Here is a 24,119-nt window from a genome sequence, read left to right on the forward strand (position 1 = left end):
CCCGCAGGAACACACCGTTCGAACGGCCCGCCGCAGACCCCGGCCTGCGGCGGGCCGCCGTGTCAGGAAGGATCACCCCATGACCGCTGCCGTGACCGCAATGATCACCGCGGTGGTCGGCGTCCTCGGCACGCTCCTCGCCCCCGTGCTCAGCCAGCGGCTGACGGCACGGCAGCGCGGCGAGGAGACCCGGACCGCGGAGGAACGACGCCGCTTCGAGGAACGCCGGGACGCGTACACGGCGATGAACAGGGCCTCACGCCAGTTCCACACGCTCTTGAAGGACGCCCTGCACCGGCTGCGCGACGAGGTCTACGGCGACGCCGAACGCGAACGGCTGGAGGAGGCCCGGCGCGACCACCGGGACCGCTACGCGGAGGCACAGATGATCGTGTCCGAGCGGATCCTCGAGGCCTCGCGGTCCGTGAACGAGGTCCTGGCGGGTATCGACGCCGTGGTCAAGCGGCTCGACCGCGACGTCGCCCGGGACGGCGAGAGCGCCCAGCGCGCCCTGGGCGACCTGAAGGAGGCCGAAACCAGGCTGTCCGCGATGCGCCGGCTGATGCGTGAGGATCTCGGCATCACCGACTGAAGCGTGCCGGTAACCAGAGTCCGTCTGCAAACGGATCTCGCCCAGAGCACGAACGGCGCGAGAGTGACCGCGCTTCGTAGGAGCTGGCGGTCTTCTCGCATCCGGGAGCGATGCCGCGAAGCCCTTCAGCCGAGTGAAGCAACGCTCGACCGTGTTGCGCCGTCCGTGGGTCTCCCGGTCAAACCCTGGCGGTCAGCCGCCGCGGCCACCGCGCCTCAGCCGAGGCCGCCGCTGGTCAGTCCTCTCGGAAGTGCTGTGCGCCATCGCGGCCCGGGGTATCAGCGGAGCGAGTAACTCCCAGTCCTAGTCGTGGTCAGTGAGCTCATGGCGACATACCACAACACCATGATCTCCCACCCGGACGAACTGTTGAAAACGGACGCTAATAGGATCCTGGCTGGATCTACGTTGCTGCCGCAACTCGCGTGTTGGTAGAGATGACATGCTGTCGTCAGTGGCATCTGTGATGCTGCGACGCGGGACGAGGACCGCATCGGCCGGGGATCCACGGGGGTTTGTGTGACGGGGTGGGACATCTCGCCTGGCGGGGTGCAGTCGGTGATCTCCAAGGTGCGAGAGGCCGCCGAGGCCATGAACGAGGGCATCTCGCTGTACGGGAGCAGCCTTCAGGCAGCGATGGAGTCGGCGGGCACACTGTCGTTCGGCGGGCAGCAGCAGTCGATGGGCCTGGTGGCCGTTGCGCTCGGGGAGTTCGCCAAGGGCGCCGAGCGGGACGTGGCGTTTTTGCCGTTGCGCGCGAGTAACTCCGCGAACGGAGCGGTGGAGGCGACCAACGCCTATCTGGCTGGGGATACGGAGCAGGCGTGGAACGCGCAGCGTCAGGCAAGTCTCGCCCCGGACGTGACGGCGTTCCTGGATGCGGCCCGCAAACAGGGAGGTGACAGCCAGTGATCAACCCGGACAAGATTCCCACGTTCACTGGCGACCTGATCGGCATGCAGCAGTACATCGCCGCCATGCGGCGGGCAGCGTCGGCGATCCGGGACAACGGGGGTGATGTGCACACCCGTTTCCAGGGTCTGTCCGCCTTCTATCAGGCGCCCGAGGCGGCGGATCTGTTCGCCACCACCCAGGCGGTGGGAGACAAGTCCTCGTCGTTCGCCTCAGACTTGGACACGGTGGCCGGCGCGCTGAGCGACTACGTGGCTGAGGCGGCCGAGATCGTCAAGCGACTGGAGTCGCTTCGCGGACAGGCCCAGGTGTTCGTCGAGTCGGTGAAGGACGACGACGGGCTGTTCCGGAACTGGCAGCAGGACCGGGACAAGGTAGAGGAGCATCAGGCGATCTGGGACGGCGTGAACGCGGCCGTCGCCGCCTTCCAGCAGGCCGAGGTGACCTGCGCCGACAAGATCACCGCACTGGTGGGCGGCACCCAGTGGCACATCAACGATGGCAGCCCCAAGCAGGAGAACGCCTACGGCTTCACCGCGGAGCAACTGGCTGAGGCGGGTGAGCTCCCGTGGGGCACGCCGGCGCATCACGAGGCTCTGCCCTTTGGTATCGACTTCCACCTGCAGCAGGTCGGGATCGGCTTGTGGGACAACGCCGTCGGCTCGGTCGAGGGCTTGGTCGACCTCTTCAGCCCTGGGGAGGATGGAGACGCCGCACGGGAGGGCTTGGCCCGGGTTGTCGTTGGGCTCGAGTCGTATCTGCTGGATCCCCACGGCGACCGGGAGGACAAGGGTCCGTGGAATCTGCCGTTCGCGAAGGAGAGCCGACCGTTCGCGAAGGAGTTCGGCAAGGGACTTGTCGGCTGGGACGACTGGGAGACAAACCCGGGCAAAGCTTTCGGGACGGCGCTTTTCAACGGCCTTACTCTTGGCTCGGGCCCTCTCGGCGGCACAGCCAAGGGCCTGTCGGCAGGCGGCAAAGCGGGCGCCGGCGCCCGGACCCTCGGCACCGTGGCCAAGATTGGTGAGGTTCTTGACCCGGTCGGTGCTGCCGCCAAGACAGTCGGGGTTGCGTCACGGACTCTGCCGAAGATCTCGGAGCTGACTGCTGGGGTTCGCGCGGCCACGGGCGCGGCCGCCACCGCGGATTCGGCCCACAGCGTGCTTCGGCTCGCTGATGGATCCGAAGTCCGCATCGCGGACGGTCAGTTCATTCCCGGCAAGAACGGTGTCACCGACAACGCCCCCGCTCCGCACGAGCCGTCGGCTGCCGAGGGCCCCCCGGTCGCACCGCCGCGCGACCACGTACCGGTCGGTGCGGGCGCCCGCACGGGCGAGACCACAGCGCATGAGAGCGGCGGTTCGTCGGCGCGAGCCAGCCACGATGCGCCGGGCAGAGCAGGCGCTCAGGACGGCAATTCTTCGACCCATAACGGCCAAGCCGGCGAAGTTCAGGATGGGCGCCACACAAGCGGTCCAGATTCGCACTCTGGCGGCGGCTCCGACCATCCGGCGTCTGGACATGGCGACTCGGCGTCCGGGCATGGCGATAGGGGGAGCGGCACGCCGGAGGCTGTTCACGAAGCCCCGGGCGGGAACGGCTCCTCGAATCGGGAGCGACCTCCCCGAGAAGGTGACACCAACTATGTGGTGGACAACCCGGACAACTGGGCAGACACCATCACCGATATCGATCAAATCGAAGACGGCACCTTGTGGGAGGAGAAGACCGCGACGGGAAGTGATCCGCGTCTCAATGTGCAGAAATGGATCGCCAAACACGTTTTCAAGAAGCTCGACGCCTACGTCAGGGCTCGCCCGTACATGCCGGGATTCGAAGATGCGCCGATCGGGCTCAGCTTCACGGAACCCGGGGCAACACCTGAGTTCAGAATTGCAGTAGAGTCCGGTGTGGCCGAATGGCAGACAAAGAACCCTGACGTCGAGGTAAAGGTGAGGTGGGCGGATTGAGCTGCTACTTCCAAATGGGTGACGATGATGTGTGGAACCCCTCCAATTCGCTCGCCAGAGCGTTCCTGGGGCAGGCTGATGTGCTGTCCCGGCTCATCGGCAAGGACACGGGTCTAGGCGATATCATCGAGGATGAATGTGAAATCGACCCGGAAGTGTTCCTTGCGTTCGTAGACGCCCTGGTCAAGAGATATCAGGAATCCAACAACGAGACTCTCAGAGCATTGCTGAAAGGATTCGTTTCCGTGGCTCTGGTATTGGTCGACCGGATGGGCGCCAGAGTCATGTCGATCAGTCCTGAATACGCCGAGATGTGGGCAACCGAGTCCGAGACTCAGGCGAGTTTTATGCCTAAGGGCTAAGACGTTTCCTGGGAGTTCTGTGGACCGCCCCCCCCGGCCCGCCGGTGGCCGCCCATCGCGTTGAGGAATCCTGTGACTCACGACGTCGTTGCCCTCACGCCGAGGGCACCGGACAACCAGACCTTGCTCGCAGCGCTGTACGCGGGCGGGCCCGATCTGTGCGCGGACAGTGTTTCCGAGGGTGCTGTCATCCAACTGCACACGCCCGACGGCGCCCCCGTGCTGACCGTCGAAGTGCCAATCCTCGTCCAAGTGCCCGGCGAGCCAGGCAGATTGCTCGGCGAGGGGGTGCGGGCCGAGGCGCCGATGTGGTGGACCGAGGTACGGGCCACCTCGGCGGTCGAGGAGGCCGGTCGGCTGGCCGGGTCGGTGGCCGGACGACTGACCGCGGTGCTGGGCGGCACCACCTGGCCACCGAACGCCGCGCACACAGAGGTCGTCACTGTGTCCGGTCCGGGCGGTGAGCGCCCCGACACCCGTCATCCGCTGGGTGCCGACGTGCTCACCGACGAGGCAGCCGTGGTCGTCCAGGACCGTCCAGTCGTCGCGGCGACGGCGTCTCTCACAGATCTCCTCCGGACCAGCATCGGATCGGGCCGCGAGCTGCAGATCGTCACCCCGCCCGGCACTCGGCTCACGCTTCCCACGCGTACTCTGCTCACCGGTCTTCCCGCGCGCTGGGTCGTCCACGACACGGAGGGCCGTTTCTACGACGGGCTCACCGGCGTCGTACTGCGCTGGCGGGACGGGAAGTTCACCCTGGCCGAGGCCGCGGACGGTGACCCGCAGTTCGCGGACTCCTTCATGGCACCCGCCCCCGACACCGAGGGTGACCAGCAACTGCTGCTAACCCTCCGCACCACTCACCCTGCCGACCAACACCTCGTCCTGGGCGGCGCGCTCGAATCCTGCTGGCAGATCCTCACCGGTTCGCCACCGGTCGGCTGGTCCACCGCCGAGCCCGTCAACCTGCCATGGTCAACGAGGCAGTTGACGGAACTGGCACGTGCACGCGCCCAGAAGTCCGCTCCGACGTGGCTGGTGGCAGTCGGCGCCCCGGACCGCCCAGCGATCGCCACTCTCCGAGTCATCCACACGCCCGCGGGCATCGAGGAACACATCACCCTCGCCCTCGGCTACACCGCCGGCCAGGCCCAGCCCCTCGACGCACTGCCCGAGCTCGCCGAGACCCTGGCCACGCGTCACCGCCTGATCTCGATGCTCGTCCACCTGCGCACGGCCCGGGCTGACCTGACGACCCCGTCTCACCACGAGCCCCCTCCGGTCCCGCTCTGCTTCACGCTGGGTCCCGACGCGGCACATGCCCTCGGTCGCGCGCTCATCGAAGGGGTCCCCGGCCTCCGGGACGTGCGCCCAGCCCTCCTCGGGCCCACAGCACGACCTGCCCTGCACTACGCTCTCGGCGACGGCACTGAGCCCACTGCCTGGACACGTCTCAAGCGCCTCAACGATCACCTGAAGAGCCATGGTTCCTGAGTCCGGCAGCACCGAAGAGGGAGGACCTGGACATGGGAAGACCGCCACCTCCCACGAAGCGGCGGTCACTCTCGCGTCATTTCTGCTCTGGGCGAGATCCGTTGAAGACGGACCCTAGTCCCGGGGGGCCGTCGTGGTCGTTCCCGCGCGGGTCGCGTCCGTGCCCCAGCTGGCCAGGAGGCGCAGGGCCTCGGCGGAGGAGGTGTCCGGCTCCGCGTGATAGGTGATCAGGGACTGCTCCGCGTCGTCGACCAGGCGGAACGTCTCGAAGGAGAGGGTCAGGTCGCCCACCAGGGGATGGCGCAGGCGCTTGATGCCGTGGCTCTTCTCCTTCACGTCGTGGGCGGCCCACAGGCGGCGGAAGTCCTCGCTCTTCACCGACAGCTCGCCGACCAGCGCCGACAACTGCGGGTCGTCCGGGTGGCAGCCCGCGTCCATGCGCAGGTAGCCGACGATGTCGGCCGCCTTCCGGTCCCACTCGACGAACAGCTCGCGGTACTCGGGCCGCAGGAACACCAGCCGCGCCCAGTTCCGCTCCGGCGCCGGCAGCTCCGCCCAGTCCCCGAACAGGGCCGCGGCCATCCGGTTCCAGGCCAGCACGTTCGTACGGCGCCCGACGACGTACGCCGGCACGCTGTCGATCGCGTCCAGCAGGTGCCGCAGCGCGGGCCGCACCTGCTGGCTGCGCGCCGCCGGCTTCTTCTTGTGCTGCTTCGGCTTCGCCAGGTGCGTCAGATGCGCGTGCTCGGCGCCGCTCAGCCGCAGGGCGCGCGCGATGGCGTCGAGCACCTCCGCCGACACGTTGTGCCCGTTGCCCTGCTCCAGCCGCGTGTAGTAGGCCACGGACACCCCGGCCAGCTGCGCCAGCTCCTCCCGGCGCAGGCCGGGCACCCGGCGCCGCCCGAAGTCGGGCAGTCCGACGTCCTCGGGCTTCAGCCGCGCCCGCCGCGTGCGCAGGAACTCGCTCAGTTCGGCCCGCCGGTCCAGGCCGCCGCCGCTGCTCGGGGTGGTTTCGGGCTGTACGTCCATGCCGTCCAGTATTCCTGGTCGTACGCACACGAGCCTGACCCCGCCAGTGGTACGCACGGTGTGCGTACGCAAAAGCGTGGTCTGGGTAGCGGCTCGCGGATCGCGCAGGCTGGGAGACGTGCCCGGGCAGAAGATCCAGAAGGCAGCCGGGCACACCCCGTCGCTAGGAGAACCCCCGGCATGACCACCGTCGCTGCGTACGCCGCTCCCGCCCCCAAGGCCCCGCTGGAGCGCACCACCATCGAACGCCGCCAGGTCGGCGAGTACGACGTCCTGATCGACATCAAGTTCGCCGGCATCTGCCACTCCGACATCCACCAGGCCAACGAGGGCTGGGGCGAGGGCATCTTCCCGATGGTCCCCGGCCACGAGATCGCCGGTGTCGTCTCCGAGGTCGGCTCCGGCGTGACGAAGTTCGCCGTCGGCGACCGCGTGGGCGTCGGCTGCATGGTCGACTCCTGCCGCGAGTGCGAGAACTGCAAGGCCGGCCGCGAGCAGTACTGCGTCAAGGGGAACATCCCGACCTACAACGGCATCGGCAAGGACGGCGAACCCACCTACGGCGGCTACTCGCAGAAGGTCGTCGTCGACGAGAACTTCGTCGTCCGCATCCCCGACGGCCTGTCCCTGGACGTCGCCGCGCCGCTGCTGTGCGCCGGCATCACCCTCTACTCGCCGCTCAGGCGCTTCGGCGCCGGCCCCGGCAAGAAGGTCGCCATCGTGGGCCTCGGCGGTCTCGGCCACATGGGCGTGAAGATCGCGCACGCGCTCGGCGCCGAGGTGACCGTGCTGTCGCAGTCGCTGCGCAAGCGCGAGGACGGCCTGAAGCTGGGCGCGGACCACTACCACGCCACCAGCGACCCGAAGACCTTCGAGGAGCTGGCCGGCACCTTCGACCTGATCGTCTCCACCGTCTCGGCCCCGCTGGACTTCGGCGCGTACCTGTCGCTGCTGAAGACCGAGGGCACCCTGGCCAACGTCGGCGCCCCCGAGGAGCCCATCTCCCTGAACCTGTTCTCGGTGATCGGCGGCGGCAAGTCGCTCGCCGGTTCCATGATCGGCGGCATCGCGGAGACCCAGGAGATGCTCGACTTCTGCGCCGAGCACGGCCTGGGCGCCGAGATCGAGCTGATCCGCGCCGACCAGGTCAACGAGGCCTACGAGCGGGTGCAGGCCAGTGACGTGCGGTACCGCTTCGTGATCGACACGGCCACCATCTGAGACCGGACGGTCGCCGTACGCCCCGGGACCCGGGGCGCGCCCCGGCCCCCCTGCCCCCGAGGGCCCCGGCCACGAGCCGGGGCCCTCGGGCGTTCCTGGTGCGCGCGCCCGCGCACCCGGGTACACAGGGGAGTGCACCACGGGTTCACCGCTCCGTCAGGGGAGGCCCGCCATGACCGTGCAGCTGGACCACACCATCGTCGCCTCGCACGACAAGGGCACATCGGCCCGGTTCCTCGCCGGCATCCTGGGGCTGGCGGTCGGCCCGCCCTACGGCCCGTTCCTCCCGGTCGAGATCCCCAACGGCGTCACCCTCGACTTCATGGACAGCCCCGGAGCCATCACGCCGCAGCACTACGCCTTCCTCGTCTCGGAGGACGAGTTCGACGTGATCTTCGGCCGTATCCGGGAGGCCGGGGTGACGTACTGGGCGGATCCCTTCCACAGCCGCCCCGGCGAGATCAACCACCACGACGGCGGCCGCGGCACCTACTTCGACGACCCCGACGGCCACCGGCTGGAGATCATCACCAGGCCCTACGGCAGCGGCGGCTGATCCAACGGCCGGCCCCCGCGGTCAGGCCCCGGCCCGGACCGGCCGGCGCAGCAGGTACACCGCGGCCGTGGTGACCAGGACGCCCATGCACGCGATGAACACCAGCCCGGCGCCCTCCAGGCCGAGCGGTTCCGTCAGCAGCCCGACGCCGATCACCGGGACCGAGATCCCCGCGTACGCCACGACGAACAGCGTCGAGATCACCGCCGCCCTCCGGTCCGCCGGAGACGCCGCGGCCACCGAGGACAGCGCCCCGCGGAACGCCAGCCCCTGCCCGACCCCGCCGACCAGCGCGCTCAGCACCACCAGCGCCAGCAGGTTCCAGTGCAGGGCGCCCGCGAGCAGCAGCAGACCCGCGAACAGCACGGCGCAGCCCAGCGGCAGCGACCGGCCGACGCCGACCCGCCCGACCGCGAGCTGCCCGGCGGTCGAGGAGAAGAAGGCCAGGGCGACGACCAGCCCGCTCACGGCGTGGTCGTGCAGGTCCAGGGACTCGGCGAGGAACGCCGGGCTGACGGCCGTGAACACGCCGAACAGCGCGAACCCGACGAACGACGCGGTCGCCGCCGGGCCGAACACGGCCCGCACCTGCGCGGGCAGCGCGGGCCGCTGCGGCCGGACGGTGCGCAGCGGCCGCAGCTCCCGCACGGTCTCCGGCAGGCGCAGCAGGACGGCGGCCGACAGCACCACCAGGGCCAGGTGCACGGCGAACGGCAGGGTGAGCGGCCAGGGGGCGTACTGGGCGAGCAGCCCGGCCAGCAGCGGCCCGCAGCCGAGACCGCCCATGTTGGCGGCCGTCGCCACGAAGGTGGCCCGGGAGGCGCCGCCGCGGGGTGCCAGCTCCATCACGTACGCCGTGGCCGCCCCCGTGAACAGGCCCGCGGACAGTCCCGACAGCAGCCGGCCCGCGTACAGCCAGCCCAGCCCCGTCGCGCACAGGAAGCAGATGGCGCTGGCCGCCGAGAAGCCGAGGCCGCCCAGCAGTACCAGCCGCCGGCCCACGGCGTCGGAGGCGTTGCCGGCCAGCAGCAGCACGCCGATGACGGCGAAGGCGTACACCGCGTAGACGACGGTCACGGTGAGCTCGGAGAAGCCGAGTTCCGCCTGGTAGAGGGGGTACAGCGGGGTGGGCAGGGTGGTCCCCGCCATGCACACGGCGAACACGGCGCCGGCGAGCAGACAGCGGAGCCATCCCGGACGATCACCGTTCATGTGCCGACGGTATCCCTGCCGAGCCCTGCCATCGGGCCGACAGGACGGTGACCGCGCGGACGCGACGGGTGGCTGTCAGGGGGTGACGGGGTCACCGGCCGTGTCGGTGCCGTCCGGGTCCGGTCCGGCCGCCCGGTCGACGAGCTGTTCGCGGACGTAGTTCCACACCACCGCGATCAGCGCCGCGATCGGCACGGCGAGCAGACTGCCGACGATGCCGGCGAGGCTGCCGCCCAGGGTCACCGCCAGCAGCACCACGGCCGCGTGCAGGCCGAGGCCCCGGCTCTGGATCATGGGCTGGAAGACGTTGCCCTCCAGCTGCTGCACCACGACGATGATGGCCAGCACGATCAGCGCGTCCATGAGCCCGTTGGACACGAGCGCGATGAGGACCGCGACGAACCCCGCGAAGAAGGCGCCGATGATCGGCACGAACGCCGACACGAACGTCAGCACCGCCAGGGGCAGCACCAGCGGCACGTCCAGGATCCACAGGCCCAGGCCGATCAGCACGGCGTCGATCAGACCGACGGCGGCCTGCGAGCGCACGAACGCACCGAGGGTCGCCCAGCCGCGGTCGAAGACGGTCGGCACGTCGGTGGCGAGCCGACCGGGCAGCTGACGGCCGAGCCAGGGCAGGAACCGCGGCCCGTCCTTGAGGAAGAAGAACATCAGGAACAGCGCGAGGACCGCGGTGACGACGCCGTTCACCACCGTGCTCACGCCCGTGACGACCGCGCCGACCATGCTGCCCACGCCCTCCTGGGCGCGGCCGACGGCACTGTCGAACGCCTTGTTGATCTGCGCGTCCCCGATGTTCAGCGGCGGCCCGGCCGCCCACTCGCGCAGGCGCTGGATGCCTTCCACGACCCCGTCGGTCAGCTCGCCGGACTGCGAGGCCACCGGGACGGCGATCAGCGCCACGACACCCGCGGCGAGCAGCAGGAACAGCACGGTCACCACGGACGCGGCCAGCGCGGGTGGCCACCCGCGCCGGCGCAGATACCGGGCGGCGGGCCAGGTCAGGGTGGTCAGCAGCAGCCCGACCACCAGCGGCCACACGATCGACCACATCCGGCCCAGCAACCACAGGGCGACCGCCGTCGCGGCGAACACCAGCAGGAACTCGGCGGACACCCGCGCGCTTATCCGCAGCGCGGCACGGGACTTGTCGGAACTCAGGGGCGCAGTCACGCAGGCACCCTATTGGGTGCCCGCCGAGGGCCGAACCCCCGCGTCACCTCCGGCTTCCCGCCCCAGCCCGCGGCCCGGGCCACCCCCACCGGACAGGAGACCCCGGTCCCGCCGATGCCGCGGTGGCCCGCCCGGTTCTTGTCCGGGTCCTGCTGGTGGTACGGCTCGGCCGGGTGGAAGAGGCGGGCAGCCGCCGCTCCGGCTCAGTGCGGCAGGTTCGCCGGGCTGCCGCCGTTCGCCTCGTAGCCCGCCACCGCCAGCGCCCGGTACACCGCGAACTCCGCCGCCGGGTCGGCGGACAGCGTCCAGGGCAGGGCGCCCACATGACCGTCGATGTGCACCAGCTGGCTCATCGCCTCCGACCAGCGCTCGCTGCGGACCAGGAAGAACACCAGCATGTGCCGCACGTGCGCCAGCATCGGGTCGTCCGGGCGGGCCGAGTGGACCGCGTGCAGCGCGCCGTGCACCGCCTTGGTGACGACCTCGCTCTGCCAGAAGCTGCTGACCAGAGTCACTTCGGGAAGGTGCTCGAACACCGCGAAGAGCGGCATGGCTGCCAGCAGGGAGCCCTGCGGGGCACGGGCCGCCGCGGCCTCCGCGAACGCGTACGCCTCCTGTCGCGAGCCGTGCCACTTCTCGCACCAGTAGTGCAGCGCGGCCAGGTGCGCCCCCATGTGGACCGGGGCGCGGTCCAGGATCTTCAGCCACACCTGCTCGAAGTCCTTCTGCGAGTAGGCCAGTCCGCGGGCCACCGACAGCTCCACGATGTACGGGACCGGGTCGCCCGGGGCCAGCAGCGCGGCCTCGCCGCACGCCGCCCTGGCCTCCTCCATGATGATCCGGAACTCGTCCGTCCCGGGCGTGGCCGTCCGCCACGCCTGCTGGACCAGGAACTCGGCGTGCACCGCGGCGCCGCCCGCGTCCTTGGGCGCCTCGGCCCGCCACACCCGCAGCCACTGGCCGCCCGGTGCGTCGCTCACCCCGCCCGGCCGCCGGGCCAGCTCCAGCGAGGCCGCTCCCGCGAAGGCCTGCACACGCTGCCAGCGGCGCTCGCCCTCCGCCTCCGTGCCCGCGAGGAGCTGCTGGGCCGCGCGGTAGTCCTGCGTGCGCTGCACCACGTCCAGGACGTCCAGCAGGTCCTGGTCGGGGCCGGGCATGCGGATGTCGAGCTCCTCCTCGCGGACGAAGCCGTAGTTCGCCGGGTCCGCCGCGTCCGGGTGGTCGGGCGAGACCAGCCCGACCGCGCCGCGCCTGCGCCGCAGGAAGGGGAGCAGCACGAAGCCCAGCATGACCAGCGCGATCAGGACCCAGAGAATCTCCATGCGTCAAGCGAACCAGACCGCGCCGACAATTGGCCAACCTGCTCCGCGAACCTGTGGAAAACCTCGCCGCGCGGCCGGGCCGGCCCGGGGGAAAACCCTCGGAATCGCCGCTGCGGCGACCGCGTCGCCCCGTCCCACGGCACTCCGCGTCCCGGAGCACTACCCTCGGGCCCATGAGCGACAGGCACATCAGTCAGCACTTCGAGACGCTCGCGATCCACGCGGGCAACACCGCCGACCCCCTGACGGGCGCGGTCGTCCCGCCGATCTACCAGGTCTCCACCTACAAGCAGGACGGTGTCGGCGGCCTGCGCGGCGGTTACGAGTACAGCCGCAGCGCCAATCCGACCCGGACCGCGCTGGAGGAGAACCTCGCCGCCCTCGAGGGCGGCCGCCGCGGTCTCGCGTTCGCGTCCGGGCTGGCGGCCGAGGACTGCCTGCTGCGCACGCTGCTCGCCCCCGGCGACCACGTGGTCATCCCCAACGACGCCTACGGCGGCACGTTCCGGCTGTTCGCGAAGGTCGTCGCCCGCTGGGGCGTCGAGTGGTCGGTGGCCGACACCAGCGACCCGGCGGCCGTGCGCGCCGCCCTCACGCCGAAGACCAAGGCCGTGTGGGTGGAGACGCCCTCCAACCCGCTCCTCGGCATCACCGACATCGCCGCCGTCGCCCAGGTCGCCCGGGACGGGGGCGCCCGCCTCGTCGTCGACAACACCTTCGCCACGCCCTACCTCCAGCAGCCGCTGGCGCTGGGCGCGGACGTCGTCGTGCACTCCCTGACCAAGTACATGGGCGGCCACTCCGACGTCGTCGGCGGCGCGCTGATCACGGCCGACGCCGAGCTCGGCGAGGAACTGGCCTTCCACCAGAACGCCATGGGCGCGGTCGCCGGTCCCTTCGACTCCTGGCTGGTGCTGCGCGGCACCAAGACGCTCGCCGTGCGCATGGACCGGCACAGCGAGAACGCCGCCAAGGTCGCCGACATGCTGTCCCGGCACGCGCGCGTGACGAGCGTGCTGTACCCGGGTCTGCCGGAGCACCCCGGCCACGAGGTCGCCGCCAAGCAGATGAAGTCCTTCGGCGGCATGATCTCCTTCCGGGTCGAGGGCGGCGAGCAGGCGGCCGTCGAGGTCTGCAACCGCGCCAAGGTGTTCACCCTCGGCGAGTCCCTGGGCGGCGTCGAGTCGCTGATCGAGCACCCGGGCCGGATGACGCACGCGTCCGTGGCCGGCTCGCTGCTGGAGGTCCCCGGCGACCTGGTGCGGCTGTCGGTCGGCATCGAGAACGCCGACGACCTGCTGGCCGACCTGCAGCAGGCGCTCGGCTAGGACCCGGGGAGGTCCCGGCCGGATCACCAGCCGGACAGGGGTGGAGTCGTCTCCGACGGCGGCTCCACCCACGGCTGGACGGTCAGCGCCCACACGGTGAACGCCGTGGCGGCCGCGACGAGCACCAGCCACATCAGACGGCGGGCCAGCGCCCTGCGCCGCAGTATCCGGCCGCCCCGGCGCACCGCCTCCGCGTGGATCCCGGGCGGCACGGTGCGCTGCCCCTGCTCCAGCATCCGCCGCAGTGCGGCCTCCCGGTCGGCGCCCCTCATGCCGGGCCCCCGCCGCGCACCGCACGGGCCGTACGGGTCATGACGGCACCGCCTTCGCCGCCGTGACGGCCGGGGCGGGAGGGTGCGGCCGGTGCAGCAGGGCCGACTTCGCGCGGTGGCAGATCGCTCGCACCCGCTCCGGGGACAGCCCGAGCAGGGCCGCCACCTGCTCCTCGGCGACGCCCTCGTGGAGCCGGAGCACCAGGACCAGCCGTTCCTGCGGGGTGAGGGACGCCAGCGGCCCGGCGGCAGGGGCCCGCCGCCGGAAGACGGCGTGGTGGTGCCACGCGCCACGGGCGAAGCGGGTGGCCAGGTACTGCCGGGTGCGGTCGTACGGGTCGTCGCCGCGCAGCCGGTCCCAGCACGCGTACGTGTGCGCCAGCGCCAGGGTCAGCAGGCGCCGCGCGCGGGGGTTGTCGTCCGGGGTCTCGGCGGTGAGCAGGGTGGCGGCGTGCAGCAGCCGCCCGGCCGCGCCCGCGACGAACGCCTCGAACTCACGGGCCCGGCGGGCTGCCTGGACAGCGTGCCGCTCTCGCACCGCGCCTCCCGCCCGACGGCGACCCCGGGGATGCGGTCCCGGCCGTATCGGACGGGGACCCGGTCTCATATCAGACCGGCGACGCCTTCGCGGTCAAGAGCCGCGCAGCACCGGACCGACCCTCACGCGCGCCGCCCGGGCGACGGTGTCGGCGTCCGCCTCCGAGTGCCACGCGCGTGTGCGGTCCGTTCGTACGGCTGGTCAGGACTCCTGCGGGGCCTCCGGGCCCGGCAGCCCCTGCGCCGACATCCGCGAGGACAGCGCGCTGTTGAAACGGGTCAGGAGCGAGCAGAACGCCTCGCGTTCCTCCGGCTGCCAGTCCTGGGTCAGCTCGGCCATCAACTGGCGACGCGAGGAGCGCACTTCCTCCAGGCGGGCCTGCCCGCGCGGGGAGAGCTGCAGTACCACCGCGCGCCCGTCCTCGGGGTGAGAGGTGCGCTTGACGAGGCCGGTGTCGACGAGCGGAGCCACCTGGCGGGTGACCGTCGAGGAGTCGATCCCCATGCTCGCGGCGAGCGCCTTGACGCCCATGGGGCCTTCCTTGTCCAGACGGTTGAGCAGCAGGTAGGCGGCGCGGTCCATGGAGTTGCGCACCTGCCCGACGCCGCCGAGCCGGGTCTGTTCGGCACGGCGGGCGAACAGCGCCACCTCGTGCTGCAGCGTGTCGAGGAGACCGCTGTCACCGACGGTCGTCATGTCCATCGACATTCCAGGTGTTGTGGGCATGGCCGGGGGCTCACTTCGTGGAGGGCTGGCAGATTGGGGGACAGGGTACGCGGCCGGGGGGCGGGCCGTACCGGCGCTGCGCAAAGCGGGTCTCGGAGGTTGGTCACAACGGTCGTTCCCGCCCGTGAACTGCGATGCTGGGAGTCATGAGCTACAGCACGGCTGACTCCTTGCGCTCGGTCACCCTCGACGACGTGCGCGGTGCCCAGAAAATGCTCGCGGGTGTGGCGCGGGCGACCGCGCTGGAGGGCAGCAGGCACCTGTCCCGGATGGTGGGCGCGCCGGTCCACCTGAAGTGCGAGAACCTCCAGCGGACGGGCTCGTTCAAGCTGCGCGGCGCCTATGTCCGGATCTCCGGCCTGCTGCCCGAGGAGCGCGCCGCCGGTGTGGTCGCGGCGAGCGCCGGGAACCACGCGCAGGGTGTGGCGCTCGCGTCGTCGCTGCTCGGCGTGCGTTCGACGGTGTTCATGCCCAAGGGCGCCCCGCTGCCGAAGGTCAGCGCGACCCGGGAGTACGGCGCCGAGGTGCGGCTGCACGGGCAGGTCGTCGACGAGACGCTCGCCGCCGCGCAGGAGTACGCGGCCGAGACGGGCGCGGTGTTCATCCACCCCTTCGACCACCCCGACATCATCGCCGGGCAGGGCACGGTGGGGCTGGAGATCCTCGATCAGTGCCCCGAGGCCGCGACGATCGTCGTGGGGATCGGCGGTGGCGGGCTGGCCGCCGGGATCGCGGTGGCGGCCAAGGCCCTGCGGCCCGACGTGCGGATCGTGGGCGTGCAGGCGGCGGGCGCGGCCGCCTATCCGCCGTCGCTGGCGGCGGGACGGCCGGTGACGGTCGACAACCCGGCCACGATGGCCGACGGCATCAAGGTCGGACGGCCCGGTGACGTGCCGTTCGGCATCATCGGGGAGCTGGTCGACGAGGTGCGCACGGTCAGCGAGGACGAGCTGTCCGCCGCGCTGCTGCTGTGCCTGGAGCGGGCGAAGCTGGTGGTGGAGCCGGCCGGGGCGAGCCCGGTCGCGGCGCTGCTGAGCGACCCCGGCTCCTTCACGGGCCCGGTCGTCGCCGTGCTGTCCGGCGGCAACGTCGACCCGGTGCTGATGGAGCGGGTGCTGCGGCACGGCATGGCCGCGCAGGGCCGCTACCTCGCGGTCCGGCTGCGGCTGACGGACCGGCCCGGCGCCCTCGCGCAACTGCTGGGCGTGTTGTCAGAGGTGGACGCTAACGTCCTGGACGTGAGCCACGTGCGGACCGACCCGCGGCTGGGGCTCACGGAGGCGGAGGTGGAGCTGCACCTGGAGACCAAGGGGCCGGAGCACTGCGCCGAGGTGGGCCGGTCGCTGCGCGACGCGGGCTACACGATCATGGACTGAGGGCTCCGCGGACCGGGTCGGCCCGTCCGGCCGGTCGGGGAGACGCTCGTGGACCGGCCGGCGTTCGGCCGGTCCGGGGACGGTTCGTGATCACGGGGTGCGACGCGCGCAAACTCGTTGTGAGACGCGATACATCGCGTTATGGTGTGTCTGTGAGCAACCTCACCGGACGTCCGTCCGGGAATCCCCGAAGACGTGGAGACTCATATGCCAGGCGCCATCCATGCCGAAGGGCTGGTCAAGACCTTCGGTGACGTCAAGGCTCTGGACGGCGTCGACCTCGACGTGCCCGAAGGCACCGTCCTCGGCCTGCTCGGGCCGAACGGCGCGGGCAAGACGACCACCGTCCGCTGCCTGACCACCCTGCTGCGGCCCGACAGCGGGCGGGCGGTCGTCGCCGGGATCGACGTGCTGAAGGAGCCCGACGCGGTCCGCCGCTCCATCGGCCTGTCCGGCCAGTTCGCGGCGGTCGACGAATACCTGACCGGCCGGGAGAACCTCCAGATGGTCGGCCAGCTCTACCAGATGAAGGCCAAGGCGGCGAAGCAGCGCGCGGCCGAGCTGCTGGAGCAGTTCCACCTCACCGACGCCGCCGACCGCCCCACGAAGACCTACTCGGGCGGCATGCGCCGCCGGCTCGACCTCGCCGCCGCCCTCGTCGTCTCACCGCCCGTGATGTTCATGGACGAGCCGACGACCGGCCTGGACCCGCGCAACCGCCAGCAGCTGTGGGAGGTCATCAAGCAACTGGTCTCCGGGGGCACGACGCTGCTGCTGACCACGCAGTATCTGGAGGAGGCCGACCACCTGGCGCACGACATCGCGGTCGTCGACCAGGGCAAGGTCATCGCCAAGGGCACCTCCGACGAGCTCAAGGCCCGCACCGGCGGGGAGCGCGTCGAACTCGTGGTGCACGAGCGCGAGCACATCGGCACCGCCGCCGAGGTGCTCGCCGGCTTCGGCAAGGGCGACACCACGGTCGAGGAGCACATGCGCAAGCTCACCACCCCGGTCACCGGCGGCGCCAAGCTCCTGGCCGAGGTCATCCGCGAGCTGGACACCCGCGGCATCGAGATCGACGACATCGGGCTGCGCAGGCCCACCCTCGACGACGTCTTCCTGTCCCTGACGGGGCACGTGGCCGAGACCAAGGACGAGGACAGCGACAAGGAGGCCGCGAAGTGAGCGCCGTCACCGACACCGTGCGGGTCGCGCCCACCGCGAACCCGGTCAGCCAGTCGATCCGGGATTCGATGGTGGTCGCCAAGCGGAACCTGATCCGCATGAGCCGCATCCCCGAGATGATCATCTACGGCCTGATCCAGCCGATCATGTTCGTGGTGCTGTTCACCTACGTCTTCGGCGGCTCCATGCAGATCGGCGAGAGCACCAGCGCCACCGCCTACAAGAACTTCCTGATGGCCGGCATCTTCGCGCAGACCGTCACCTTCGCCACCGCCAGCTCCGGCGCCGGCATCGCCGACGACATGCACAAGGGGCTCATCGACCGATTCCGCTCCCTGCCCATGGCACGCGGCGCGGTCCTCACCGGACGCACCCTCGCGGACTCGGTGCAGACGGCCCTCACCCTCGTCGTCCTCGCCGCGGTGGCCCTGCTCGTCGGCTGGCGCGTCGGGTCCGACGGCAGCACCAACGCCGCCAAGGTCCTCGCGGCCTTCGGCCTGCTGCTCCTGCTCGGTTACGCCTTCACCTGGATCGGCGCGCTGATCGGCATGTCCGTGCGGACACCGGAGGCGGCCACCTCCAGCGGCCTGATCTGGCTCTTCCCGGTCACCTTCATCTCCAACGCGTTCGTCGACACCAGCCATATGACCCCGTGGCTGCGGCACATCGCCGAGTGGAACCCGTTCAGCGCCACCGTGCAGGCCTGCCGGGTGCTGTTCGCCAACCCGGGCCAGTCCACCTCGGACGCCTGGCCCATGCAGCACCCCGTGTGGGCCTCGCTGATCTACTCGGTCGTCATCATCGTGGTGTTCCGCACCCTGGCCGTGCGCAAGTACCGCTCCGCGACCGCATGACGAAGCCCCCGGCGCCGCGCGGCGCCGGGGGCAGGTCGATGATCCGGAAAGGGGAGGGTCAGCCCTCGTACGGCTCGGCCTTGAGGATCTTCACCGAGGCCTTCTTGCCGTTCGGCAGCTCGTACTCCGCGTCCTCGCCGACCTTGTGGCCGATCACGCCGGTGCCCAGCGGGGACTGCGGGGAGTAGGTCTCGATGTCGGAGCTGGCGTACTCGCGCGAGGCGAGCAGGAACGTCAGCGTGTCGTCCTCGTCACCGTCGAAGGCGATCGTGACGACCATGCCGGGAGCCACCGCACCGTCGGCGGCGGGCGCCTCACCGACCTTGGCGCTCTCGAGGAGCTGGGTGAGCTGGCGCACACGGAGCTCCTGCTTGCCCTGCTCCTCCTTGGCCGCGTGGTACCCGCCGTTCTCCCGCAGGTCGCCCTCCTCACGCGCCGCGGCGATCTTCGCCGAGATCTCCGCCCGCGCAGGACCAGTAAGGTACTCAAGCTCAGCCTTGAGCTTGTTGTACGCCTCCTGGGTCAGCCAGGTGACGTTCTCGCTGGTCTGGGTCACAGGTGCTCCTCGTAGGTACTGGGAATACAAAGCATCGCCCTACCCAGAAGCATGTTCCTTCACGGAAGGGCGAAACCACGAGCCTAACAATTCAGGGGCCCAAGGGGGAGGACATAAGCGACCAGAATCACGTCCGCGCAGGTCAGCCCTGGCGTATTGCGGGCGACACCCGGCGGCGGTCAGTCGGCGTGGCAGCCCAGCAGCTCGGCCGTCGTCCCCGGCGAGGTCGTGCGGAGCGTGACGACCTTGTCGATGCGGGTCGCGTCGCCCGCGAAGCGGAAGTCGGCCCGGCCGACCTCGGCTCCGTTCTCGGCCTGCGAGCGGACCGTGCAGTAGCCGTCCGTGCCCGCGTCCTTGCGGACCTCCAGGTGCACCCGCACGGACTGCTCGCCCTGCTCGAAGCTGATGACCTCGGCGCTGATCTCGTTCGTGGCGACGTAGTGGTAGCCGAACCAGCCGACGAGCCCCAGCAGGGCCACCGCGAGGACGGCGCCGACGACCTTGAGCGTGCGGTCGGCGCGCTCGTCCGAGGTGCGGCCGTAGCGGCCCTCGGGCGGCCGCGTGCTCGCCGTGGTCATTGATCGTCCTCCAGACAGGGCCGGGACGCGAGTCCCGAAAGGGGCTCCGGGACCCGGTCCCGGAATTATTCGCCCCCCGATTCGGTCACTATAGAAGCCGCCGATTGCGCCGACGCACACCGGGCGCCGACTTACTGAGGATTGAGTCTTGACTGACCAGTTGCGACTGATGGCCGTCCACGCCCACCCCGACGACGAGTCGAGCAAGGGCGCTGCGACCATGGCGAAGTACGTGTCCGAGGGGGTGGACGTGCTGGTCGTGACCTGCACGGGCGGGGAACGCGGCTCCATCCTCAATCCCAAGCTCCAGGGCGACGCGTACATCGAGGAGCACATCCACGAGGTGCGCAAGAAGGAGATGGACGAGGCCCGGGAGATCCTGGGCGTCAAGCAGGAATGGCTCGGCTTCGTCGACTCGGGCCTGCCCGAGGGCGACCCGCTGCCGCCGCTGCCGGAGGGCTGCTTCGCCCTGGAGGACGTGGAGCACGCGGCCGGGGAGCTGGTGCGCAAGATCCGTGCCTTCCGCCCGCAGGTGATCACCACCTACGACGAGAACGGCGGCTACCCGCACCCCGACCACATCATGACCCACAAGATCTCGATGGTGGCCTTCGAGAGCGCGGCGGACACCGAGAAGTACCCGGAGGCCGAGTACGGCCCCGCCTACCAGCCGCAGAAGCTCTACTACAACCAGGGCTTCAACCGCCCCCGCACCGAGGCCCTGCACCAGGCGATGCTCAACCGCGGCCTGGAGTCGCCCTACGGGGACTGGCTCAAGCGCTGGGACGAGTTCGGGATGAAGCAGCGCACGCTGACCACCCACGTCCCGTGCGGCGAGTTCTTCGAGATCCGCGACAAGGCCCTGATCGCGCACGCCACGCAGATCGACCCCGACGGCGGCTGGTTCAAGGTACCCATGGAGATCCAGAAGGAGGTCTGGCCGACCGAGGAGTACGAGCTGGCGAAGTCCCTCGTCGATACCTCCCTCCCCGAGGACGACCTCTTTGCGGGCATCCGCGACAATGCCTGACATGAGCGCAAGCGCAAGCCTGGCAATGACGCACCTCGTCACCCTCGCCAAGGAGGTCGACGAGGACAAGGTCACCCCCGGCGTCCTCGGCTTCATCGTCTTCGCGGCGATGGCCCTGGCCGTGTGGGCCCTGATGAAGTCCATGAGCCGGCACATGAACAGGGTCGAGTTCACCGAGGTCCCCGACCCCAGGGAGCCCTCCGACACGGACGCGTCCCCGGAGGGACCGGCCGGCGCCGCCGACGCGGAGCCCTCGGGCCAGGGCAGGAAGCAGGGCTGACCCCGTCCGGCCAGGGTTCCCCCCGGCCGGACGCGCACCCGTCGGCGGCACGCACCACCGCCGACGGGCGCCGCGCGCATCCCGGAACCGGCCGGTTCCGCCCGTACCCCGGACCCGCCCGCGCCGCCCGTCCCCGGGCTTCCGGCCCGACAGTCCACCGGTATCCACCGGTGGCCCGGAACCTCACGCCCGGGATTCCACCGGTACCCCCATCACCTCGCGGGCGTGCCTGCTCGGGGTCATCCCGAGGCCCCAGGCCTGCCAGCCGGACTCCAGACTCACGCCGCGCTCCAGCAGCAGGGCCCACGCGCCGGCGTAGTCGTCGAGCTTGTCGTCGCGCAGCGGATGGTCCGCCCGGGACAGCCGGGACAGCTCCTCCTGGGCCACCGCCGTGCCGACCTCCACACCGCCCGGCGCCGCGTACGGAAGCAGCGTGCAGCGCAGGAAGCCCGCCCAGTCCCCGCCCCGGCGGTCCCCGTACGACGCGAACAGTTCCGCCGCCTCGTCACACAGGGCCAGCGCCTGCTGCGTGCGGCCGTTGCCCGCGTCCACCACCGCCAGCTCCAGGCACGTCCATGCCTCCCCGTGGGCCACGCCGATCCGCTGGAAGTCCGCGCGGGCGTCGACCAGCAGCTGCCGGGCGAAGCCGGAGTTGCGCAGCGAACCCGTCTGCGCCGCCCGCTGGTCGCGGGTGACCCGCGCCGAGTGGTGACGGGCACAGGCCAGGCCGTAGACGTCCCGCATCCGGGAGAACATCGTCCGCGAGCGCTCCAGCTCCCGCACCGCCCGGTCCAGGTCGCCCGTCTCCTCCAGCGCCTGACCCAGGTAGTACAAGGTCCACGCCTCACCGCGCGCGTCCTCGTTGTCGCGGTGCCGCCCCGCCGCGCCCCGCAGCTCCTCCACCGCCTGCGACGCCTCCCCCGACACCAGCAGCACCCGGGCCAGCTGCGTCAGCGCCCACGCCTCCCCGCGCGCGTCACGGGTCCGGCCGTACAGCTCCAGCGCCGCCCGCAGCTCCGCCTCCGCCCGCGCCACGTCACCCATGCGCAGACCCAGCTGACCCAACTGGAAGTGCGCCCACGCCTGGCCGTGCACCGACTCGCCCCTGCGGTGCAGCACCAGCGACTCCGTCAGCAGCTCCAGCGCCTCACCCAGCCGCGCCCGGTCCCGCTCCACCGCCGCGAGGGCGTGCATCGTCCACGCCCGGTCCGCCGCCAGCTCCGCCGAGGACTGCAGGGCCAGGGCCTCGCGGAGCTTCTGCGACGCCTCCGTCAGATTCCCCTGGTGGTGCAGCGTGATGCCCAGGGAACACAGCGCCCGGGCCGCCCCCGCGTCGTGGTGGGCCTCCCGGTACAGGTCGACCACCGAGGCGAGCGTCGTACGCGCCTTGTCCAGCTCGCCCAGCTGCCGGGCGGCGATGCCCGTGCGCCACTGCACCGAGCGGACCAGCAGCCCCTCGTCCACCGCCTGCGCCAGCTCGCTGATCTCGCCCAGCCGGTACAGGTCGCCGCGCAGCAGGCAGTAGTCGCACAGCGCGCCCAGCAGGTTCAGCACCGCCCCCCGGTCCACGCCCTCGGTGTGCCGCAGCGCCGCCGTGATGAAGCTCGACTCGTCGTCCAGCCAGCGCAGCGCCTCGTCGAGCGAGGTGAAGCCGTACGGGCTGAAACGGTTGGTGCGCGTCGACATGTTGCCGTCGACCATGCGCAGCACCGAGTCGGCCAGCTCCGCGTAGTTCACGATCAGCCGCTCCTGCGCCGCCGCCCGCTCGGCCGGGTCCTCCTCGTCCAGCAGCCGGGCCCGGGCGAAGGAACGGACCAGGTCGTGCAGCCGGTAGCGGTCGCCGCGCACCGGGTCGACCAGACCCGCACGGGACAGGGCCCGCAGCTGACGCGTCGCCTCCGCCTCGTCCGTGGCCAGCAGCGCGGCCGCCGCCGCGGCGCCCAGCGAGGCCCGGCCCGCCAGGGCCAGCCGGCGCAGCAGCCGGCGCACCGTCTCCGGCTGGTCGGTGTAGCGCAGCCACAGGGCCCGCTCCACCGGCTCGACCGGCCCGTACGCCGCCAGGTCCGCGGCCAGCGCACGCGGGGAGCGCACACCGAGGGACGAGCCCGCGATCCGCAGCGCCAGCGGCAGCCCGCCGCACAGCTCCCGCACCCGCTCCGCGGACTCCGCGTCGTACGGCCCGGACCGGTCCTCCGCCACCGCGCCCAGCAGCTCCTCCGCACCGGCCGCGTCCAGCGGCTCCACCGCCAGCCGGTGCACCCGCGCCGGCAGGTCCGCCGGCTCCAGCGGCTCCCGCGCGGTCACCAGCACCAGACTGTCGGACCGCTCCGGGACCAGGGCGCTGATCTGCCCCGCGTCCGAGGCGTCGTCCAGGACGATCGTCACCGGCACGCCCGTCAGATGCTGGTGATACAGCTCGGTCAACCGCCTGACCTGCTGGTCGGGCGAGGAACGCTCCCGGAACAGCAGCTGCTCGCGCGGTGCGCCCAGCCGGTTCAGCAGATGCAGCAGGGCGTCACGCGTGGACAGCGGCGCACCGCGCGGGCCCTCCGCGCGCAGGTCGACGACGCAGGCGCCGCGGAAGTAGTCCTTCAACTCGTGCGCCGCGGCCACCGCGAGGGCCGTGCGGCCACTGCCGGCCGTGCCGTGCAGGACCACCACGGTCGCCCGGGTCTGCGTGCTCGCCCGGGCCGCCTGCACCCACTGCCGGATCTGCGCCAGCTCCCGCCGCCGTCCCGCGAACGGCTCCACCGCCCGGGGCACCTGCGCGAACGACTGCGCCAGCACGTTCCGCCCGCGGGCCGCCGCGCTCTTGTCCGCGCCCCGCAGCCGCGGCCCCGCCTTCTTCGGCCCGGTGGACGCGGCGAGCATCCGCTGCTGGTCCAGGAACGGCCGGATGCCCCGCACCTCCAGCGCCGTCAGCCACTGCAGCCGCAGCTGCTCCGGGCCACCGGGCTGGCCGAGCGCCCCGGCCCTGTGGTGCGCGGCCGGCACGTGCGCGCCGGCCACCTTCGCGACGGTCGCCGCCGCGCCCACCACCGCCACCGTCGCGCCCGCGCCCAGGGCCGTCCCCGTGCCCGTGCCCAGCGCCAGGTCCGCGACGACCGCCGCGACCGCCGCCGCCCCCGCCACCAGCAGGGGAGTGCCCGCGCCCTCCCGAGCGTAGCGCTGCCCGAAGGTCAGCTGCCCGGCCGCGGCCTCGTCCAGGGCGCGCGTGTACGCCTCGTACTCCTCCGACGCGCTGCGCGCCAGCTCGTCGAGCGCCGCGCGGCCCCGCGCGAGCAGCACGCCGCCGTCGGTGCGCCCGCCGGAACGCCGCACCTCCTCCTCCACGGCCCGGGCCAACAACCGCTCGGCCTCCCCCCGATGACCGTCCCGCATGTCACGTCCCCCTCCGGTGGCAACGGCGTTCCCGTCAAGTGTGCTGTGCCCCGCACGCCCTGGGGAGGGGGCACGGTGATCCCGGGCCCCGCGCCCGGCCCGCGCCTCGGGACGCCTGCCGGGTGACACGCGGGGTACTGCGGCAGGA

23 protein-coding genes and 1 pseudogene are annotated in these 24,119 nt (G+C 71.4%); 13 read left to right on the forward strand and 11 right to left on the reverse strand.

Features of this window, described 5'->3' with window-relative positions; genetic code table 11:
- Positions 1-79: 79 nt before the first annotated feature.
- The 5 genes from ACZ4M5_RS09595 (at position 80) to ACZ4M5_RS09615 (ending at position 5,333) form a co-directional block, all read left to right on the forward strand.
- A complete protein-coding gene (locus ACZ4M5_RS09595) occupies positions 80-592 on the forward strand; it encodes a hypothetical protein (protein ID WP_467734749.1) in 513 nt (170 codons plus the stop codon).
- 519 nt (positions 593-1,111) lie between these two features.
- Positions 1,112-1,504: a DUF6507 family protein gene (locus tag ACZ4M5_RS09600; RefSeq protein WP_467734751.1), complete on the forward strand. Its 393-nt coding sequence runs from the start codon at positions 1,112-1,114 to the stop codon at positions 1,502-1,504.
- Positions 1,501-3,474, forward strand: a complete 1,974-nt coding sequence (locus tag ACZ4M5_RS09605) for a hypothetical protein (RefSeq protein ID WP_467734753.1) — start codon at positions 1,501-1,503, stop codon at positions 3,472-3,474. The genes ACZ4M5_RS09600 and ACZ4M5_RS09605 overlap by 4 nt, the downstream gene beginning before the upstream one ends.
- Positions 3,462-3,836 (forward strand): DUF6086 family protein, encoded by a 375-nt coding sequence (locus ACZ4M5_RS09610; RefSeq protein WP_467734755.1) that lies wholly within the window; start codon positions 3,462-3,464, stop codon positions 3,834-3,836. Before ACZ4M5_RS09605 ends, ACZ4M5_RS09610 begins: the two co-directional genes overlap by 13 nt.
- Positions 3,837-3,908: 72 nt before the next feature.
- Positions 3,909-5,333, forward strand: coding sequence for a DUF6177 family protein (locus tag ACZ4M5_RS09615; RefSeq protein ID WP_467734757.1), 1,425 nt, complete (start codon positions 3,909-3,911; stop codon positions 5,331-5,333).
- A 114-nt stretch (positions 5,334-5,447) separates the two neighbouring features.
- Here the strand turns inward: ACZ4M5_RS09615 and ACZ4M5_RS09620 are convergent, their stop codons facing one another.
- Positions 5,448-6,362 carry a helix-turn-helix transcriptional regulator gene (locus ACZ4M5_RS09620; RefSeq protein WP_467734759.1) on the reverse strand — a complete coding sequence of 305 codons (915 nt, stop codon included), beginning with the start codon at positions 6,360-6,362 and terminating at the stop codon, positions 5,448-5,450.
- A 180-nt stretch (positions 6,363-6,542) separates the two neighbouring features.
- Between ACZ4M5_RS09620 and ACZ4M5_RS09625 the strand changes: the two genes are divergently transcribed.
- Both ACZ4M5_RS09625 and ACZ4M5_RS09630 read left to right on the forward strand, forming a co-directional pair.
- Complete coding sequence (locus ACZ4M5_RS09625) at positions 6,543-7,583, forward strand: NAD(P)-dependent alcohol dehydrogenase (protein WP_467734761.1); 1,041 nt, start codon at positions 6,543-6,545, stop codon at positions 7,581-7,583.
- Between the two features lie 172 nt (positions 7,584-7,755).
- Entirely contained in the window at positions 7,756-8,139 is a 384-nt protein-coding gene (locus ACZ4M5_RS09630) for a VOC family protein (protein WP_467734763.1), read from the forward strand.
- 21 nt (positions 8,140-8,160) lie between these two features.
- Here ACZ4M5_RS09630 and ACZ4M5_RS09635 read toward each other — a convergent pair whose 3' ends face one another.
- The 4 genes and pseudogenes from ACZ4M5_RS09635 to ACZ4M5_RS09650 form a co-directional block, all read right to left on the reverse strand.
- Positions 8,161-9,351 carry an MFS transporter gene (locus ACZ4M5_RS09635; RefSeq protein WP_467734765.1) on the reverse strand — a complete coding sequence of 397 codons (1,191 nt, stop codon included), beginning with the start codon at positions 9,349-9,351 and terminating at the stop codon, positions 8,161-8,163.
- A 75-nt stretch (positions 9,352-9,426) separates the two neighbouring features.
- Entirely contained in the window at positions 9,427-10,533 is a 1,107-nt protein-coding gene (locus ACZ4M5_RS09640; RefSeq protein WP_467735551.1) for an AI-2E family transporter, read from the reverse strand.
- A 77-nt stretch (positions 10,534-10,610) separates the two neighbouring features.
- Positions 10,611-10,739: pseudogene (locus tag ACZ4M5_RS09645) on the reverse strand (peptide-methionine (S)-S-oxide reductase MsrA); the annotation flags it as partial.
- Positions 10,740-10,748: 9 nt separating this feature from the next.
- Positions 10,749-11,867 (reverse strand): hypothetical protein, encoded by a 1,119-nt coding sequence (locus ACZ4M5_RS09650; protein WP_467734767.1) that lies wholly within the window; start codon positions 11,865-11,867, stop codon positions 10,749-10,751.
- A gap of 173 nt (positions 11,868-12,040) precedes the next feature.
- On the opposite strand from ACZ4M5_RS09650, the gene ACZ4M5_RS09655 reads away from it, so the two are divergent.
- Positions 12,041-13,195, forward strand: a complete 1,155-nt coding sequence (locus ACZ4M5_RS09655; protein WP_467734769.1) for a cystathionine gamma-synthase — start codon at positions 12,041-12,043, stop codon at positions 13,193-13,195.
- A gap of 23 nt (positions 13,196-13,218) precedes the next feature.
- Here ACZ4M5_RS09655 and ACZ4M5_RS09660 read toward each other — a convergent pair whose 3' ends face one another.
- The 3 genes from ACZ4M5_RS09660 to ACZ4M5_RS09670 form a co-directional block, all read right to left on the reverse strand.
- Positions 13,219-13,467 (reverse strand): hypothetical protein, encoded by a 249-nt coding sequence (locus ACZ4M5_RS09660; protein ID WP_467734771.1) that lies wholly within the window; start codon positions 13,465-13,467, stop codon positions 13,219-13,221.
- Positions 13,468-13,504: 37 nt separating this feature from the next.
- Positions 13,505-14,005, reverse strand: a complete 501-nt coding sequence (locus tag ACZ4M5_RS09665; RefSeq protein WP_467734773.1) for a sigma factor-like helix-turn-helix DNA-binding protein — start codon at positions 14,003-14,005, stop codon at positions 13,505-13,507.
- A gap of 201 nt (positions 14,006-14,206) precedes the next feature.
- Positions 14,207-14,713 (reverse strand): MarR family winged helix-turn-helix transcriptional regulator, encoded by a 507-nt coding sequence (locus ACZ4M5_RS09670; RefSeq protein ID WP_467734775.1) that lies wholly within the window; start codon positions 14,711-14,713, stop codon positions 14,207-14,209.
- Between the two features lie 164 nt (positions 14,714-14,877).
- Here ACZ4M5_RS09670 and ilvA point away from each other — a divergent pair, with 164 nt between their 5' ends.
- The 3 genes from ilvA (at position 14,878) to ACZ4M5_RS09685 (ending at position 18,146) form a co-directional block, all read left to right on the forward strand.
- Positions 14,878-16,107 (forward strand): threonine ammonia-lyase, encoded by a 1,230-nt coding sequence (gene ilvA / locus ACZ4M5_RS09675; protein ID WP_467734777.1) that lies wholly within the window; start codon positions 14,878-14,880, stop codon positions 16,105-16,107.
- 207 nt (positions 16,108-16,314) lie between these two features.
- On the forward strand, positions 16,315-17,292 hold the full coding sequence (locus tag ACZ4M5_RS09680) for an ATP-binding cassette domain-containing protein (RefSeq protein ID WP_467734779.1): 978 nt from the start codon (positions 16,315-16,317) through the stop codon (positions 17,290-17,292).
- Entirely contained in the window at positions 17,289-18,146 is an 858-nt protein-coding gene (locus tag ACZ4M5_RS09685) for an ABC transporter permease (RefSeq protein WP_467734781.1), read from the forward strand. The genes ACZ4M5_RS09680 and ACZ4M5_RS09685 overlap by 4 nt, the downstream gene beginning before the upstream one ends.
- A gap of 58 nt (positions 18,147-18,204) precedes the next feature.
- Here ACZ4M5_RS09685 and greA read toward each other — a convergent pair whose 3' ends face one another.
- A complete protein-coding gene (gene greA / locus ACZ4M5_RS09690) occupies positions 18,205-18,702 on the reverse strand; it encodes a transcription elongation factor GreA (protein WP_333932485.1) in 498 nt (165 codons plus the stop codon).
- 179 nt (positions 18,703-18,881) lie between these two features.
- Positions 18,882-19,280, reverse strand: a complete 399-nt coding sequence (locus tag ACZ4M5_RS09695) for a DUF4307 domain-containing protein (RefSeq protein WP_467734783.1) — start codon at positions 19,278-19,280, stop codon at positions 18,882-18,884.
- Between the two features lie 148 nt (positions 19,281-19,428).
- Here ACZ4M5_RS09695 and mca point away from each other — a divergent pair, with 148 nt between their 5' ends.
- Both mca and ACZ4M5_RS09705 read left to right on the forward strand, forming a co-directional pair.
- A complete protein-coding gene (mca, locus tag ACZ4M5_RS09700; protein ID WP_467734784.1) occupies positions 19,429-20,310 on the forward strand; it encodes a mycothiol conjugate amidase Mca in 882 nt (293 codons plus the stop codon).
- Complete coding sequence (locus ACZ4M5_RS09705; protein WP_467734786.1) at positions 20,303-20,590, forward strand: hypothetical protein; 288 nt, start codon at positions 20,303-20,305, stop codon at positions 20,588-20,590. Before mca ends, ACZ4M5_RS09705 begins: the two co-directional genes overlap by 8 nt.
- Positions 20,591-20,773: 183 nt before the next feature.
- On the opposite strand, the gene ACZ4M5_RS09710 is transcribed toward ACZ4M5_RS09705, so the two are convergent.
- Positions 20,774-23,971, reverse strand: a complete 3,198-nt coding sequence (locus ACZ4M5_RS09710) for a tetratricopeptide repeat protein (protein ID WP_467734788.1) — start codon at positions 23,969-23,971, stop codon at positions 20,774-20,776.
- Positions 23,972-24,119 lie beyond the last annotated feature (148 nt).

It is taken from the genome of Streptomyces sp. NPDC026246 (assembly GCF_055567995.1).

Excerpts from the sequence above, each read along its gene's own strand:
- ACZ4M5_RS09630 (WP_467734763.1), top strand. The coding sequence starts at position 7,756 with ATGACCGTGCAGCTGGACCACACCATCGTCGCCTCGCACGACAAGGGC.
- ACZ4M5_RS09705 (WP_467734786.1), top strand. The coding sequence starts at position 20,303 with ATGCCTGACATGAGCGCAAGCGCAAGCCTGGCAATGACGCACCTCGTC.
- ACZ4M5_RS09625 (WP_467734761.1), top strand. The coding sequence starts at position 6,543 with ATGACCACCGTCGCTGCGTACGCCGCTCCCGCCCCCAAGGCCCCGCTG.
- ilvA (WP_467734777.1), top strand. The coding sequence starts at position 14,878 with ATGAGCTACAGCACGGCTGACTCCTTGCGCTCGGTCACCCTCGACGAC.
- ACZ4M5_RS09670 (WP_467734775.1), bottom strand. The coding sequence starts at position 14,713 with ATGTCGATGGACATGACGACCGTCGGTGACAGCGGTCTCCTCGACACG.
- ACZ4M5_RS09620 (WP_467734759.1), bottom strand. The coding sequence starts at position 6,362 with ATGGACGTACAGCCCGAAACCACCCCGAGCAGCGGCGGCGGCCTGGAC.
- ACZ4M5_RS09660 (WP_467734771.1), bottom strand. The coding sequence starts at position 13,467 with ATGAGGGGCGCCGACCGGGAGGCCGCACTGCGGCGGATGCTGGAGCAG.
- ACZ4M5_RS09695 (WP_467734783.1), bottom strand. The coding sequence starts at position 19,280 with ATGACCACGGCGAGCACGCGGCCGCCCGAGGGCCGCTACGGCCGCACC.
- ACZ4M5_RS09655 (WP_467734769.1), top strand. The coding sequence starts at position 12,041 with ATGAGCGACAGGCACATCAGTCAGCACTTCGAGACGCTCGCGATCCAC.
- ACZ4M5_RS09650 (WP_467734767.1), bottom strand. The coding sequence starts at position 11,867 with ATGGAGATTCTCTGGGTCCTGATCGCGCTGGTCATGCTGGGCTTCGTG.
- ACZ4M5_RS09635 (WP_467734765.1), bottom strand. The coding sequence starts at position 9,351 with ATGAACGGTGATCGTCCGGGATGGCTCCGCTGTCTGCTCGCCGGCGCC.
- ACZ4M5_RS09710 (WP_467734788.1), bottom strand. The coding sequence starts at position 23,971 with ATGCGGGACGGTCATCGGGGGGAGGCCGAGCGGTTGTTGGCCCGGGCC.
- ACZ4M5_RS09680 (WP_467734779.1), top strand. The coding sequence starts at position 16,315 with ATGCCAGGCGCCATCCATGCCGAAGGGCTGGTCAAGACCTTCGGTGAC.
- ACZ4M5_RS09595 (WP_467734749.1), top strand. The coding sequence starts at position 80 with ATGACCGCTGCCGTGACCGCAATGATCACCGCGGTGGTCGGCGTCCTC.